The 15,265-nt window shown below is 64.0% G+C and carries 9 protein-coding genes and 1 pseudogene; 7 read left to right on the forward strand and 3 right to left on the reverse strand.

The features are described from left to right. Positions 1 to 153 precede the first annotated feature (153 nt). Positions 154 to 1,740, reverse strand: a complete 1,587-nt coding sequence (locus tag CVO77_RS18520) for an amidohydrolase (RefSeq protein ID WP_106000336.1) — start codon at positions 1,738 to 1,740, stop codon at positions 154 to 156. 67 nt (positions 1,741 to 1,807) lie between these two features. Next, a complete protein-coding gene (locus CVO77_RS18525) occupies positions 1,808 to 4,657 on the reverse strand; it encodes a TonB-dependent receptor plug domain-containing protein (RefSeq protein ID WP_158258130.1) in 2,850 nt (949 codons plus the stop codon). A 723-nt stretch (positions 4,658 to 5,380) separates the two neighbouring features. Here CVO77_RS18525 and CVO77_RS18530 point away from each other — a divergent pair. Continuing rightward, the gene (locus tag CVO77_RS18530; RefSeq protein WP_146130903.1) at positions 5,381 to 6,673 is read left to right on the forward strand and encodes an MFS transporter; all 1,293 of its coding nucleotides are present in this window, start codon (positions 5,381 to 5,383) and stop codon (positions 6,671 to 6,673) included. On the opposite strand, the gene CVO77_RS18535 is transcribed toward CVO77_RS18530, so the two are convergent. Continuing rightward, positions 6,674 to 7,732: a LacI family DNA-binding transcriptional regulator gene (locus tag CVO77_RS18535; RefSeq protein WP_158258131.1), complete on the reverse strand. Its 1,059-nt coding sequence runs from the start codon at positions 7,730 to 7,732 to the stop codon at positions 6,674 to 6,676. It abuts the gene before it with no gap. Between the two features lie 294 nt (positions 7,733 to 8,026). Here CVO77_RS18535 and CVO77_RS18540 point away from each other — a divergent pair, with 294 nt between their 5' ends. The 6 genes and pseudogenes from CVO77_RS18540 to CVO77_RS18565 all read left to right on the forward strand — a co-directional run. Continuing rightward, a complete protein-coding gene (locus tag CVO77_RS18540) occupies positions 8,027 to 9,418 on the forward strand; it encodes an FAD-dependent oxidoreductase (protein WP_106000340.1) in 1,392 nt (463 codons plus the stop codon). 21 nt (positions 9,419 to 9,439) lie between these two features. Further along, on the forward strand, positions 9,440 to 10,210 hold the full coding sequence (locus tag CVO77_RS18545; RefSeq protein ID WP_106000341.1) for an L-iditol 2-dehydrogenase: 771 nt from the start codon (positions 9,440 to 9,442) through the stop codon (positions 10,208 to 10,210). Between the two features lies 1 nt (position 10,211). Continuing rightward, positions 10,212 to 11,645 (forward strand): mannitol dehydrogenase family protein, encoded by a 1,434-nt coding sequence (locus CVO77_RS18550; protein WP_106000342.1) that lies wholly within the window; start codon positions 10,212 to 10,214, stop codon positions 11,643 to 11,645. A gap of 83 nt (positions 11,646 to 11,728) precedes the next feature. After that, entirely contained in the window at positions 11,729 to 13,288 is a 1,560-nt protein-coding gene (locus tag CVO77_RS18555) for an alkaline phosphatase D family protein (protein ID WP_106000343.1), read from the forward strand. A gap of 52 nt (positions 13,289 to 13,340) precedes the next feature. Beyond that, the gene (locus tag CVO77_RS18560; RefSeq protein WP_192878843.1) at positions 13,341 to 14,240 is read left to right on the forward strand and encodes an ROK family protein; all 900 of its coding nucleotides are present in this window, start codon (positions 13,341 to 13,343) and stop codon (positions 14,238 to 14,240) included. Between the two features lie 152 nt (positions 14,241 to 14,392). Beyond that, a pseudogene (locus tag CVO77_RS18565) lies at positions 14,393 to 15,183 on the forward strand (IS110 family RNA-guided transposase); the annotation flags it as partial. Positions 15,184 to 15,265 lie beyond the last annotated feature (82 nt).

The raw sequence follows: 15,265 nt of genomic DNA on the forward strand, positions 1-15,265 counted from the left end.
TTCGACCGACTCCAGCCGCGTTCGAGAGGCGGTAGATGTCGAAGACGGGTTATGAACGATCCTGACGCCAAGGCGCGGCCGGGGCGCCTCGCCCGCGGGGGAATGGCGTTTCAGCAACCTGGTCCGGCGTGATCCCCGCCGTTCAACCAGGCATTATTTCGCCGGTCCGCCCGTCAGCGTCGGCCATTGAACCCCAAGCTGTTCCAGATACGACCCGTAATGCTGTGGATCGTAATAATGCTTCGCGATCTCGGGTTTGTACCGCGCCATGGTCTCGGCATTCAGCCACGTCGGCGGTGTATCATCCTTCGCCAGCATCGAAACATAATGCTGATCCTTGGTCTGCACCTCGCGGAAATAACGCTTCGCATCCGCCAGCAGGTTCGGCTTGGTCAACAGATCGACGACCGTCATCGCCATCACCTTGGCCCCTGCCTGAACGCCCTTGTGCGCGATCGGGGTCGCCATCGCGATGGCGTTCGCCCAATTATGTCCCGGCAGCCCCGGGATATTGGCCGGATAGCGGATGGTGATCGTGGGCACCGTCCAGCTGACGTCGCCGATATCGTCCGATCCGGCCGATTTCGGTTCCTTGGGCGGCGGGCCGAACGCCGCCAGCTTCGTCGGCAGCCCGGTGGTCACCGTCGCGCCGACATTCGCTTGCACGGCGCGGGCGAACGCCTGATCGTCAGCGTCCCATTTGGGCAAGCCGACCGCGACGATATTGGCCTGCGCCGCTTCCGCTATCGGCCGGTTGAAGTGCTGGGTGGCGGCCACCCCCAGGATTTGCCGGCTGACCGTCGTGCTCGTCATCTTGGCGGCGCCGTCGGCAATGGCGTCGGCGGTCGCGAGCATCTTTTCGATGGCGTCGAAATTCATCTCGCGCAGATAGAACCAGATTTTGGCTTCGGAGGGCACCACATTGGGCTGGTCGCCGCCTTCGCTGATGACATAGTGCGATCGTTGCTCGGGGCGCAGATGCTCGCGCCGCATTTCCCAACCGTCCGCCATCGCGATCACGCCGTCGAGCGCCGAGCGTCCCCGCCACGGGGCGGCGGCGGCATGCGCGCTCTCACCCTCGAACGTATATTCGACGCTGACCATACCGGTGCCGTTGGGCTGGCCCCATGCGGTCGCGAGCTGGCTGCTGACATGGCTGAAGATCGCCGCGTCGACATCCTTGAACACGCCGGCGCGGATGAAGCGGGCCTTGCCGCCCAGCAATTCCTCCGCGACGCCCGGCCAGACCACCAGCGTTCCCGCAGTGTTCGTTCGGACCATCCAGTCCTTCACCGCCAGCGCCGCGACGATGTTCATCGCCTGGCCGCTATTATGCCCCTCGCCGTGGCCCGGCGCGCCGTCGACCATAGGCTGGTGCCACGGGACGCCGGGCGTCTGGCTCGCCTTCGGGATGCCATCGATGTCGCTGCCCAGTGCGATCACCGGGCCGCCGGTGCCGTTCGTCCATCGCGCGACCCAGCCGGTCGGCAGACCAGCGATGTTGCGCTCGATCGCGAACCCGTGCTTTTCCAGCAGGGCGGTCAGATAGCGTTCGGTCTCATGCTCCTGGAACCCGACCTCGGCATAGCTGAACAATTGATCGTTGATGACTTGCGACAGCTTGGCCCGTGCTTCCACCCCGCGCACGACCTCGGTCTTGGCGCTCTGCGGCGCGGCCGGCGCAGTGGCGGGGAAAGCGAGCGCCAGTGCCCCCGCAACGGCGATAGCGGATCGGATCATGCCTCGGCTCTCCTCGTTCCAAATGGCAAGCGAGGGTCGCCCCTCGCTTGCGATTCCCGTCTTCCGATCAGAAATTCAACTTGATTGTGGTGAAGAAATACCGGCCAACGACGCCATATATTCTGTCATCCCGATAAATCGTCGGCATATGGGTCGGCATGATGTTGAGGATATTGTTCACGCCGAAACCGAACTGATATTTCCCCCCGATATCATATTGCACGGACAAGTCGTTATAGACCTTTGCCGGGATATGTTGCCGCGGATAGGCTTCATCCGAGTCGGTGTTCAGTTCATAGGTCGCGGCGCTGATGAAGCGCGTGTTGAGCGCGATGTTGAGGTCGTCGATCTTGTACGACATCAGCAGGTTGCCGCGGAACCTCGGATTCTCCCAGGCGCCATCGGAGACGACGTCCCCTTCCGGGATTCCCGGTGTGGTTTCGGTCACCTTGTCGAGCAGGTAGGTCCCCTTGAACGACAGGCTGAGCGTGCCCTCGCCCACAGGCCGACGATAGCCCATCCCTATATCGACACCGCGTGCATAGAGTCGTGCGGCGTTCAACTGGTTCGATTCGACCCGTGTCGCATAGCCGGTGGCCGGATCGCGGGTCACGCGAGCGCAATAGGCGTTGTCGATTGTCGGCGCATCGACGCAGAGCCGGATAAGGGTGGCGTAGGAGAATTGGGTGATGACATTCTTGATGTCGATATCCCAATAATCGACGGTGAGATCGAGGCCCGGCAGGAACCGCGGTTGCACAATGACGCCCAGCGTCAGGCTGTTCGAGGCTTCCGGCTTGAGATCGGGGTTGCCGCCGGTGACGACGACCGGCCCGATCCTGGGGGTCTCGAAGGGGGCATCGATCCCCAGCGCCTTGCAGTTCGCCGCCCGCGTCTCGGAGGCGTAATACAGGGCCAGCGAGCAGGCATCGGTATAGGCGCCGGTGAGCGTCTCGACCTTCGCCTCGTAAAGCTCGCCGAAATTCGGCGTGCGGACGCTCCGTGAGAGGACGCCGCGGAAGCTGAGGCCGTCCACGGGCGACCACATGGCCCCCGCTTTCCACGCATGGGTGCTGCCGACGGTGCTATAGTCCGAATAGCGATAGGCGCCCTCGACCTCGAGCCGCCGCGCGAACGGCAGGTCGCTGAGGAGCGGGATGACCACCTCCCCATAGGCCTCGCTCACATTGAACGATTTGCTGAGTTCGGGGTGTTCGGACGGACCGGCACCGTAAACCAGTTCGCCCGCGAGCGCGAGCGGATCGTCCGTGGTCTTCAGCGTTTCCTTGCGGTGCTCGACACCCACGGCGACCGACACATCGCCATAGGGAAGCGCGAACAGGGGGCCGTTGATGTTCGCACCATAGATCTGCTGCGTGTTGACCCGCCGCTCCTGCCGGTCGGCCATCGCCCACTTGATCTGCGCGTCAGTCGCCGGCGCGGTGCTGAAGATGTCGAACGGCACGCAGCCCTGCGCACGCGCCGCCGCATCGCGGCATATGGGTGCGCCGGTGAGCGGATCGGCGATGGCGTCGCGCGCGGCGATCCAGTGCGATTTCCAGGGAACATTCGCTTCGGTGGCGTTGTCGGTCACGCGGCCATATTGCCAGAAGGCCTCCCATTTGAACCTGGAACCCAGCTTGCCGCTGAGCGAGGAACCGATGGTGTAGCTTTCCCGGTCATGATCCTCTTCCCGCTCGGGGAAATTGCCATAGGTCCGGTCGATATACAGCGAGGTCAGGTTGTTATCGAGCATCACCTGCCGGACCGAGTCGGGCAGATAGGGGTTGTCCAATTTCGCGCTGGCGCCGCGCCCGCCGGGGACCGGGCCGGAGAAATAGGTCGTCCGGCTGTCGTCGCGCCAATAATTATACGTCCCATCGTACTTCTGGCGCGCATAAGAAAAGTGCGTGCTGAATTCGATGGCGTCGGTGATGCTGTAATCGACCCGCCCCATCAGCGCCAACGACTTCAGCCCGCCGCGGAATTGATCGCGGTCGCTCAGGTTCCTGCCGTCGCCGCCATCGCATACGGCGTACTGCCCGGGGCTATATTCGATGTCACAATTGGACTCGCGGACATTGCCTTCCTCGACCTTGTAGCGCTGGCCGTTCAGCCAATAGGTCGGCACATAATCAAAATAGAGCTGCCGGGTATTCGGCGCGAGCACCCGATCGGGAATACCGTCATCGATGCCGGTATTGTCCGGGTTCGCCCGATAGGTCGGCCAATCCCGCCAGTCGAAACGGTCGGTGTAGATCAGCGGGTTGGATTGCGAATAGGTGCCGCCGATCGAGAAGGAGCCTCGACCTTCGGCAAACTTGCCGCCGGTGGCGATCGAAACCAGATATTTCGCGGCATCGCCCTGCTCCGAAATGCCGGCCAGTCCCGAAATGTGCAGGCCCTCGATGTTGCGCTTGGTGATGACGTTGACAGCACCCGTCACCGCGTCCGCGCCATAGATCGCCGCGGCGCCGCCGGTCACGACTTCGATCCGATCGATCATGCTCACCGGGATCATGCCGATATCGACCGCGGAGGAGCGCGCAGAGCCGGACACGCGGCGCTGCCCGTCGATCAGCGTCAGGCTGCGGTTGGTGCCGAGATCGCGCAGGTTGACCGCCGCGATTCCCGCATCCCAGCCCCGGACGTCGCTGCTGAGATTCTGGTTGGTGCCCAGCGCCGGGTCGAGCTCTAGCGCCTCGATGGCGCTGATCCGACCCAGGTCGAGCGCCTGCTCCATGGTGGTGACACTGACCGGCATCGGCGACTCGAGTTCGGGCCGGGCGATGCGCGAGCCGGTGACGACGATCGCTTCGCCTCCGCTCGCCTGCGCCCCATCCCCATCGCCGGGAAGCCCGGCGTCGGGCGAGGGCGCCTGCTGACCGAGGGCGGGGGCGGCGAATGCCATCAACATCGAAGCCGTCGATGTCGCGAGAAACAGGCTTGTCTTAGACCTCATTACGTCCTCCACTAAAATTTTGTATTTATTGGATAATCTGTATTTTCCGTGATGCGAGCCGCGGGCCGGCGGGGGTGCGCGGTCCGAAACCCCTTACCGCGCCGCGGCAGCGACTCTACAATATCGTTAATGTAGAACTGCCAGATCATGCTCCAATAGTCAATGATCTTACTATCACACGGATTTATGACAAATTTATGCCATTAGTCCGGTTAAAAAACACCCTATGGACAGATTGCCCATGCCAATTTACGATAACGATAATGTTTGATGAAGGAGGTCAGGGCGGTTGGCTCGTGAAACGCATGCTATCCCGCTAACGCCGCCCGTCGGCGCGCCGGTCGCGGTTCGATACAATGCCTGCCCTCGCGGCGGCGCACACCTGCCGCTTCGCGAGCGAGCGCAATGCGTGGATGCCGTCGAATCGCATGGCATGCGTTTCCGTGCGCCGGCTTCGGTGCGTCGATCGTCCGAACGGCGCGGGACGCACCCCCAGGTCGGGCGTACGCGCGGCACGTCCCGCCCCGGCAACGAGAGACCCTCGATCCTGTCCGGCATCGCCGCGATCGCGACCGCGTTCATTGCCAGAAGGCTCGATCTGAACGATGAGATCGCAGCAGGCGTCGTACCCGAGGCCGGCGCTCCGGCCCGTCACCCTCAATCGATTGGACCCGTCCGTTGACCCAAGCTCCGACCGCGACCGCCGGCCCCGCACCGGCAAAGAAAATGCCCCGGAAAGCGTGGCTCATCATCGGCCTTGCGATGGCGCTGCTGGTCCTCAATTATTTCGATCGGCAGACGCTGGCCATTCTCAAGCCGGTCATGAAGACGCAGCTCGCCTTCGACGACGAAGCCTATTCGCTGCTGACCTTCGCGTTCATGCTGCCCTACATCGTCATGTATGTCGTGAGCGGGCGGCTGATCGACCGGGTCGGGACGCGGGTGTGCATGACCGTGTTCGCGATCGGCTGGTCCGTTGCGAATATCGCCTCGGGCCTGTCCCATAGCTTCGGGCATCTTGCCGCGTCCCGGGCCTTGATGGGCGCCGCAGAGCCGGGCGCGTTTCCGGTCGTTCAGCGCGCCATCCTGAACTGGGTTCCCGTCGAACGCCGCGCCCTCGCGATCAGCATCGCGACGCCGGCCGGAAATATTGGCGCCATCCTCGCCCCGCCGTTGATCGCCTTCCTGGCGACGGGACTCAACTGGCGCGCGGCGTTCGTGATACCGGGGGTGATCGGGATCGTCGTCGCAATCCTGTGGTGGTTCACGGACACCAAGCACAGCTCTTCGGCGCAGCCGGTGCCGAACACTCCGTCACCATTGCCCGAAGCCGCCGACGAAGAGGCTCCATCGGTCAAAGCGCTGCTCAGGGACAAGAGATTCCTGGCGATCGTCGCGGCGCGCATGATCAGCGACCCGGTGTGGTATTTCTATCTTTTCTGGAGCGCCGGTTATCTCCAGGAGCGCGCCGGGCTGTCTCTGGCCGAGCTGGGCTTCGTCGGCGGCATCCCCTACATCGTCGCAGTGGTGGTCTGCATCATGCTCGGTCGCCTGGTCGACCGCTATACCGAGCGTGGGCATGATCCCATCCGCGTTCAGCTTCGCGTCTTCGCCCTCAGCGCCGCGCTGATGCCCTTGGGCGCGCTCATCACCATGGCGTCGAGCGCGTTCGTCGCGGTGGCCATCATCACCGTCGTCGTCGCGGTCTGTCAGGCCTGGTTCGTCGGATATAACGTCCTCCTGGCGGGCTTGTTTCCGGTCAAAATCAATGCATCCGCGGTGGGAATACTCGGCGCGGTCGGAGCCAGCACGTCTCTCGTTCTCAACCTGCTGGCGGGATCGCTTCTGGCCCAGTTCGACTATATCGCGCTGTTCGCCGGGCTGGCGATCCTGCACCCGGTCTCCGCGGTGATCCTGTTCCTGGTGATCGGGCGGAGCAGAACAAGGCGTGCGGCCGCGACCGGCGCCTGATCAGCGCGTAGTCGATGCCCGGATCGCGAGTTGGGGGACGATGCGCTCGGTCACGATCTGATTGTCGGCCGTGCCCTGAATATGGTCGAGAAGGCGGCGCGTGGCCCGGTGCGCGACCTCCTCGAAGGGCAGGAGTAGCGTGGAAAGCGGCGGCTCCATGAACCGCGTGAACGGAAGATTTCCCCATCCCATCACCATCACATCGTCGGGGATGCGGATATTGCGCTCGCGCAGCGCACGGTACAGACCGAGGGCGTAATAATCGTCGCCGACGACGAAGGCATCGGGGCGCCGGCCACGATCCAGTAGGTCGGCGGCGACGCGATAGGCATCGTCGGCATGCCACGATTGGGAAACGCGAAACGAACGGGCAGGGGGGATGAGCGCGAGATTGTATCGAGGGTCGAAGGCAAGCCCGTGCTGTTCGAGTGCGTGCCGGAATCCCTCGGTCCGAAGCCGGATGGTCGAAAAGGGCATGTCTTCATCGAGTAGCACGACGTCCTTTGCGCCCCTGGCTAGAACGGCGTCGGTCGTGAGCCGGATTCCCGCATCGTTGTCGGTGGAATAGAAATCGACGCCCAGTTCGGGGAGCTCGCGGCTGACGAGGACCAGCGGAATGCCTGCCTTGATCACCGGCGTCCATGCGGTGGAGCGCTCCTGCACAGGCGCCGCGATGAGGCCGTCCAATCCGCATCGCAATGCCCGGTCAATGGCATCGCGCTCGCGTTCCGCCGATTCGTAGGAAAGGAGCAGCAGGACGGTGTAGCCGGCATGTTGCGCCTGCAATTCGACCTCGCTGACCAGATCCGAGAAGAAGGGGTTCGAGATGTTGCTGACGATCACGCCAATCGTCTTGCGTGAGCCGAGCACGAGCGAGCGGGCATGGACATTGGGAACATAGCCGAGGCGTTCCGCCTCCGCTTTGATCAACGCGCGGGTGGTCGCGCTGACTCCCGGCCTGTCGTTCAATGCGCGCGATATCGTATTCGCCGTCAGCCCCACGACCTTCGCGAGGTCCTGAAGCGTGGGCTGACGCCGCTCCCTGCTTACTTCCGCCATGCACGCACCTCCTTGAATGATAAGTCTAGCGCCCATCACCGTGCGCAAAACAAACATTATCGTTATCTTAAAATTGCATCTTTAGCAATTTTCCTGACGCGATTCTGATCCGCAAATTTTCGATTATATCATTATATATCATAGCTATAAAGTCATCATTGACTAGCCTATTGGCATGTGGCAGGGTTACATTATCGATATCTAATGACTTTGCAGGGAGTGATTCAGGCCACGGCTTCAAGGCAATCGAACGCTCTCCCCATTCAATCACCCAAACTGACCAGTAGAAGAAGTATGCCCGCGATATTCAAACAAAATGCGTCGATCAGCCTGCCGAGCAGCGAGGTGCCCGTCGGTGGCAGCTATGACGTCGTCGTCTGTGGCGGCGGCCCCGCCGGACTGATCGCTGCCGTGGCGGCGGCGCGCAACGGCGCAAGGACGCTGCTGATCGAACGCTATGGATTCGTCGGCGGCATGTCGACGAGCGCGCTGGTGACGCCGATCAGCGAATTCCGTCATTTCGGCAAGCAGCATATCGGCGGAATTCCGTTTGAGCTCCTCCAGAAAGCCGCCGAACTCGGCGGCGCGAACGTCACGCTCGAGAGCGGCAATTTCCCCGTCAACGACGAGATACTGAAACTCGCCGCCCAGCGCCTCCTGCTCGAAAGCGGGGTGACGCTGCTCTATCATAGCTGGTTTTCGGACTGCGTCGTCGAGGGCGACCGCGTCACCCATGTCATCGTTCAGAACAAGGCGGGCCGCGTTGCCTACGAGGCGGAGGCGTTCATCGATTGCACCGGTGACGCCGATCTCGTGCGCGCGGCGGGCCTCCCGACCACGAAGGGCGACGTCCTCCAGCCCGCGACGCTATGGTTCCAGTTGGGCGGCGTCGATACCGACGCGCTCGATTATTTGTTCCGCGATGCCGTCGACGGAATGCTGCCGGTCTCCGAAACGATCCGCAACCGGCTGCTCGAACTCAACGAGGAGGGCGAGATTCCGATTTTCGGCGGCCCGTGGATCAACAAATTCTTCCACGACGGCATGGTGAGCATCAACGTGCTCCGCGAGGCGACCGACGCCAGCGATCCCGAATGGTTCACCAGAACCGAATGCAGCCTGCGCGAGAATCTGCAGCTCATCATCGAGATACTGCGCCGCGAGTTCCCGGAATTCCGCGACTGCTGGCTGGCGAAATCGGGCATCCAGACGGGGGTGCGCGAATCATATCACATTGTCGGCCTCTATGAGCTGAAACACGACGACATCCTGTTTCCCAAGGCCTTTCCCGACACGATCGCAAAGGGCGCGCACGTCATCGACATCCACGCGAACGACAGCAACGATCAGGACGGCCTCGTCATCCCGCGGCAGGAATATAATGTCCCCTTCCGCTGCCTGGTGCCGCGCGGCAGCGTCAACCTCGTCACGGCGGGCCGCTGCCTGAGCGCGGACGGTCCCGGCTTCGGCTCGGTTCGCGTGATGGCGACCTGCATGGCGATGGGTCAGGGCGCGGGAACGGCAGCCGCGCTGAGCGTCAAGCACGGGTACAGCATGTCGGCGATGAATTTCGAGCATCTGCGCGAAACGCTGATCGCGCAGGGCGCGGTGATCGATTTCGACAATGTCGTCGATCCCCAGGCCCCGATCGCCTTGTCGACATATCCAGCTGTCAGAGCTTGCTGATGACCATGAAGATTCCCTGCCATGAGGCTTGAGGGCAAGGCTGCGCTGATCACCGGCGCGGCACGCGGCATCGGTCTGGAGTTCGCCCGAGCCTATATCGCCGAGGGCGCGACGGTGGCGCTCGCGGACATCGATGGGGAGGGCGTCCGCCGATCCGCCGACGCGCTCGGCGCCGGAGCGTTCGCGATCCAGATGGACGTCACCCGGCAGGCCTCGATAGATGCGGGGTTCGCCGAAGCGATCGACACGCTCGGGAAAGTCGATATCCTCATCAATAACGCCGCGCTCTTCACGGCAGCGCCGATCGCGGAAATCACGCGGACGGATTACGACCGGGTCTTCGCAGTGAATACGGCTGGAACATTCTTCTGCATGCAGGCGGCCGCCCGGCACATGATCGAGCGCGGAAGCGGCGGCAAGATCATCAACATGGCGAGCCAGGCCGGCAGGCGAGGCGAGCCGCTGGTCGCGGCTTATTGTGCGACCAAGGCGGCGGTGATCAGCCTGACCCAGTCCGCGGGGCTCGATCTGATCCGATACGGCATCAACGTGAACGCCATCGCGCCCGGCGTCGTGGACGGGGAGCATTGGGACGGCGTGGACGAGCAGTTCGCCAAGCTCGAGAACCGTCCGTTCGGCGAGAAGAAGCGCATGGTGGCCACGTCGGTGCCGATCGGTCGCATGGCCAAGGCACCGGACCTGACCGGCATGGCGATATTTCTGGCCAGCCCGGAAGCAGATTACATCGTTGCCCAGACCTATGGTGTCGACGGCGGCAATTGGATGGCATGAGATGAGCGTCGCCCCACCCCGATATGATCGCGCGCGGCTGACGCCGGGAATCGTTCATATCGGCCTGGGCAATTTCCATCGCGCGCATATGGCGACCTATCTCGACGATCTATTCGCTCTGGGCGAGGATCACGACTGGGCAATCCTGGGCGCGGGGGTGCGTCCGGCCGATGCACGGATGCGCGAGGCGCTCATGGCGCAGGACTGGCTGTCGACGGTGGTCGAGTTGGACCCCCGAGGCAAGCGCGCGCGGCGTGTCGGTGCCATGATCGACTTCGTGGAGGTCGATTGCGCGAACGGCCCGCTGATCGCCGCGATGCGCCGGCCGGAAATCCGCATCGTTTCGCTGACCGTCACCGAAGGCGGCTATTTCATCGATCCCGCGACCGGCCGCTTCGATCCGACGGCGCCCGAGATCGCCGCCGATGGCGCGGCGCCTGATCGCCCGGCGACCGCCTTCGGGGCAATCGTCGCGGCGCTCAGGGCCCGCCGCGACGCCGGCATCGTGCCCTTTACGGTCCTGTCGTGCGACAATCTGCCCGGCAACGGCGATGTCGCACGCGCCGCGGTGGTGGGGCTGGCCCGCCTGTCCGATCCCGGCCTTGCTGCCTGGATCGACACCCACGTCGCCTTTCCGAACGCCATGGTCGATCGCATCGCGCCGGCGACCGGCCCGCGCGAGTGTGCGATGGCGGCGGCGTTCGGCCTAGGCGACGATCCGGTGCCGGTGACGTGTGAGCCGTTCCGCCAGTGGGTGATCGAAGACCGCTTCTCGGCAGGTCGCCCCGCCCTCGAGAAGGCCGGTGTTACCTTCAGCCCGCGCGTCCACGATTTCGAGACGATGAAGATTCGCATCCTCAATGGCGGCCATGCGATCCTCGGTTATCCGGCGGAGCTCTTGGGCATCGAGTATGTCCACGAGGCGATGGCCGACGACACGATCGCGGCCTTCCTCGGCAAAATCGAGACCGACGAGATCGTGCCGATCGTCCCCCCGGTTCCGGGTCACGATTTGCGCGACTACAAGCAACTCATTCTGCAGCGTTTCGCGAATCCCGAGATCGCTGACACCGCGCGCCGTCTGTGCTTCGACGGATCGAACCGCCAGCCGAAGTTCATCATCCCGTCGATCCGGGATAATATCGCCAGAGGCGTCATGCCGACCGGACTGATCCTCGCCAGCGCCATGTGGTGCCGCTATTGCGAGGGCACCGACTCCCGGGGCCGCACGACGCCTCCGAACGATCCCGATTGGGACATGTTGATGGCGACAGCGCGCGTGGCGAAGCAGGACCCCGCCAGATGGATCGGAATGCGCGCGATCTACGGAAACCTTGCGGACGACCCCGCGTTCGTCGCCGCGTTCGCGGAGGCGCTGCATCTCGTCTGGGACGAAGGCGTGGGCGCGGCCATCGCGCACTACGTCGAAGGCTGACCGATGCTATGCGCGCCCTCGGAGATCGACGATGATTAGACGCCGCCGAACACGTCCACGATGAGCAGAGCGAGCATTGCCTTATGACGGGATATCCGGCCAGCCGCCGCACCCTTCTTCGCGCCGGTGGACACGCCGTGCTGTTCGCCGCGCTGGCGCGCACGCCCGCGCTCGCCGCGCCGAAATTCCTCGACGATCCGTTCGCTCTCGGCGTCGCCTCGGGCGACCCGGTGCCCGACGGTTTCGTCATCTGGACCCGCCTCGCGCCGAAACCACTCGAACTCCATGGCGGCATGCCCGCCGAGGCGGTGCCGGTAGGCTGGGACGTCGCCGAGGACGAGGCGTTCCACAGGATCGTGCGGACCGGCAAGGCGCTGGCGCGGCCCGAACTCGCGCATTCGGTTCATGTCGAGGTCGAGGGCCTGCGCAGCCAGCGCCGCTACTGGTATCGCTTCTTCGTCGACGGAATTCCGAGCGACACCGGCACCGTCCGCACAGCGCCCGCCGCCGGAGCGGCGCTGGACCAGTTGCGGATAGCGGTCGCCGGCTGTCAGCACTACGAACGCGGGCTCTTCACCGCATGGCGCCATATCAGCCAGGAAGCTGACCTCGATCTCGTCTATCACTACGGCGACTATATCTACGAGGGAAAGCCCGCCGGCCCGGCGGCCGCCGCCAAAGCGCCCCTCGTGCGCCACCACAACAGCGACAGGCTCTACAGTCTCGATGATTATCGGCAGCGTTACGCGCTCTACAAGGTCGATCCCGATCTCAGGGCCGCACACGCCGCCGCGGCGTTCGTGTCGACGTTCGACGATCATGAAGTGGAGAATAACTGGGCGGGCGATCTCGATGACGGCAGCACGCCCCGCGAAGTCTTCCTGCTCCGCCGCGCCGCCGCGATGCAGGCATGGTACGAGCATATGCCCGTCCGGATGAACCAATTCCCTTATGGCGGATCGCCGCGGACATATCACCGGCTCGATTTCGGCCGCCTCCTGCGCCTTCACGTCCTCGACAAGCGCAGCTACCGCAGCATCCGTCTTTGCGAAAAACCGGGCGACGGCAACTGCGTCAACACGCGAGACAAGCCCGACACGATGCTGGGCCATGCGCAGGAACGCTGGCTAGGCGAAGGTCTGACGCCCGCTTTCTCCTGGAATATGCTGGGACTCGGCGGTCTCGTCATGCCGTTCGACCGGTCGGCGCAGAAAATTCCCTCGAACGGCTACGACAACTGGACGGGCTATCCCGACGCACGCGAGCGGTTGGTCAGGATGATCGAGAAGCGCGGCAAGAATGTCGTGATCGCCGGGGGCGACAGCCACATGTTCTTCATCGGCAACCTGCCGTCGCGTAGCGGGGATCTCGAGAGCCCGCCGATCGCGCCCGAGTTCCACGGAACGTCGGTCAGCTCGATCAGCACCAACGGGCTTCCCATCGGCCCCGATCCGCGCGCGGCGACCAACCCGCATATTTCGATGATCCATGATCAGCGCGGCTATCTGTTGTTCGACGTCGAACCCAAGATCTGGCACGCTAATCTGCGCGTTGTCGACCAGGTGTTCACCCCAGGCGGCCGCGTCAGCACGCTGGCGCGCTACGTCGTGGAGCCCGGCAGGCCGGAAGCGGTCAGGGCTTGATCGCCGCCCAGGGCGGACCGCATTTTTCGTCACCACAGGCTCGGAAGTTCCCATGACATATTCTCCATTGATCGCCGGTCTCGAACTGGGCGGCACCAAATGCGTCGCCATTCTGGGGACCGGGCCCGACGATGTTCGGGCCTGCGAAACGGTGCCGACCACCGATCCCGCGACGACCTTGGCTGCGCTGGAAAAGATACTCGACGGCTGGCGCTTCGATGCGCTCGGTATCGCCTCCTTCGGTCCGCTCGATCTCGATCCGCGCAGCCCGGATTATGGCTCCATCAGCGTGACCCCCAAGCCCGGTTGGGCCGGGACCGATCTCACGCGCCGGGTCGCCGCGCGCTACGGCAAGCCACTGGCTATCCAGACCGACGTGGTCGGCGCAGCGCTTGCCGAGCAACGCTGGGGCGCTGCGCGGGAATTATCGAGCCATTGCTATATCACGGTGGGCACCGGCGTTGGCGTCGGACTGATCTCGGGCAGCCGGCCGGTGCAGGGCATGGCGCATGGCGAGGCGGGGCATATGCGCGTGCGTCGCGCGCCCGGCGACGATTTTGTCGGCTGCTGTCCGTTTCACGGCGATTGCGTCGAGGGACTGATCTCGGGGCCGGCGCTCGCCAAGCGGTTCGGCCGACCGGCGAGCGAGCTTCCCGACGGGGGCGATGAATGGGATTTGTTTGTCCACGATCTCGCCGGGCTGCTGCATAATCTGGCCGTCACCGCGGCGCCCGAGCGGATCGCGATCGGCGGCGGCGTGCTGGCCTCACGCGAACGGCTGTTTCCCAAGCTGCGCGCGGCACTCGCCGCGAGTATCGCCGCCTACGGATCGCTCGCCCCTTATGCTGAGCAGCTCGACTGCCGCCTCGGCCCGCCTGGACTGGGGACGATGGCTGGTCCCTTAGGCGCGCTCGCGGTGGGGCTCGGCGCTTTGGACAAAGTGGGCGGATAGCACGACCGCAAACCTCCTGTGCCCCTCCACCACCCTTTGGGTGGTCCCCCTCCCCCGGTGGGGGAGGTCGCTTTTGTCCGCAATTGATGTCGTGGACGGCTCTCCATCCCCCTGCAGTATGCTTTGCGGGTCGAACTGGAAGGAGAGCCATGATGGAGAAGATTGCGACGATCGGGTTGGATATCGCGAAGTCGGTGTTCCAGGTCCACGGTGTTGATGCCTCGGGAGAGGTGGTGGTGCGCAAGCGCTTGAGCCGAGCGCGGGTGATTCCATTCTTCGCGAAGCTGCCGCGGTGCCTTGTCGGTATCGAGGCGTGCAACACCTCGCATCACTGGGCCCGCGAGCTGATCTCTTTGGGTCACGACGTCGGCTGATGCCGGCCGAGTATGTGAAGCCCTATGTAAAGCGCGGCAAGAACGACGCTGCCGACGCCGAGGCGATCTGCGAGGCGGTGACGCGGCCGACAATGCGGTTCGTTGCGGTGAAGACGCCGGAGCAGCAGAGCGTGATGATGCTTCACCGGGTTCGGCTGATGCTCAACCGCCAGCGCACCCAGCTATCGAACGCGATGCAGGCGCATATGTCGGAGTTCGGGATCGTGGCGCCGGTCGGACGCATGGGCCTTGAGCGCCTGCTCGCGATCATCGCCGATGCCGATGACGAGAGCATCCCTGCAGATGCCCGTATCTGCCTGGAGATGCTCGGCGCACAGCTCGCGGTCGTGAAGGAACAGATCCTCGAGAACGATCGCCGCATCCGCGCGAGCGCCCGCGAGACGGAAGTCGGGCGGCGGCTGATGGAGATACCGGGTGTCGGGCCGCTGCTGGCGAGCGCCTTCGTTGCCAGCGTCGCCGACGCGCGCATGTTCAAGACGGGCCGCCGCCTCGCTGCGTGGATCGGCCTCGTGCCTCGGCAGAACTCCAGCGGTGGCAAGGAGCGGCTCATCGGCGCATTCCTCTCCCTTATTGGGGTTGCTATTTGGAAGTAGCCCCGCGTCGTGGTGGATGCGGCCGCTTTGCGCCGCA

The sequence above is a fragment of the Sphingopyxis lindanitolerans genome, assembly GCF_002993885.1.
In the GTDB taxonomy this organism is placed as follows: domain Bacteria; phylum Pseudomonadota; class Alphaproteobacteria; order Sphingomonadales; family Sphingomonadaceae; genus Sphingopyxis; species Sphingopyxis lindanitolerans.

What these genes read in the sequence shown, in the direction of transcription:
- CVO77_RS18540 (WP_106000340.1), top strand. Translation starts at nt 8,027, where the DNA reads ATGCCCGCGATATTCAAACAAAATGCGTCGATCAGCCTGCCGAGCAGC.
- CVO77_RS18560 (WP_192878843.1), top strand. Translation starts at nt 13,341, where the DNA reads ATGACATATTCTCCATTGATCGCCGGTCTCGAACTGGGCGGCACCAAA.
- CVO77_RS18545 (WP_106000341.1), top strand. Translation starts at nt 9,440, where the DNA reads ATGAGGCTTGAGGGCAAGGCTGCGCTGATCACCGGCGCGGCACGCGGC.
- CVO77_RS18520 (WP_106000336.1), bottom strand. Translation starts at nt 1,740, where the DNA reads ATGATCCGATCCGCTATCGCCGTTGCGGGGGCACTGGCGCTCGCTTTC.
- CVO77_RS18550 (WP_106000342.1), top strand. Translation starts at nt 10,212, where the DNA reads ATGAGCGTCGCCCCACCCCGATATGATCGCGCGCGGCTGACGCCGGGA.
- CVO77_RS18535 (WP_158258131.1), bottom strand. Translation starts at nt 7,732, where the DNA reads ATGGCGGAAGTAAGCAGGGAGCGGCGTCAGCCCACGCTTCAGGACCTC.
- CVO77_RS18555 (WP_106000343.1), top strand. Translation starts at nt 11,729, where the DNA reads ATGACGGGATATCCGGCCAGCCGCCGCACCCTTCTTCGCGCCGGTGGA.
- CVO77_RS18525 (WP_158258130.1), bottom strand. Translation starts at nt 4,657, where the DNA reads ATGTTGATGGCATTCGCCGCCCCCGCCCTCGGTCAGCAGGCGCCCTCG.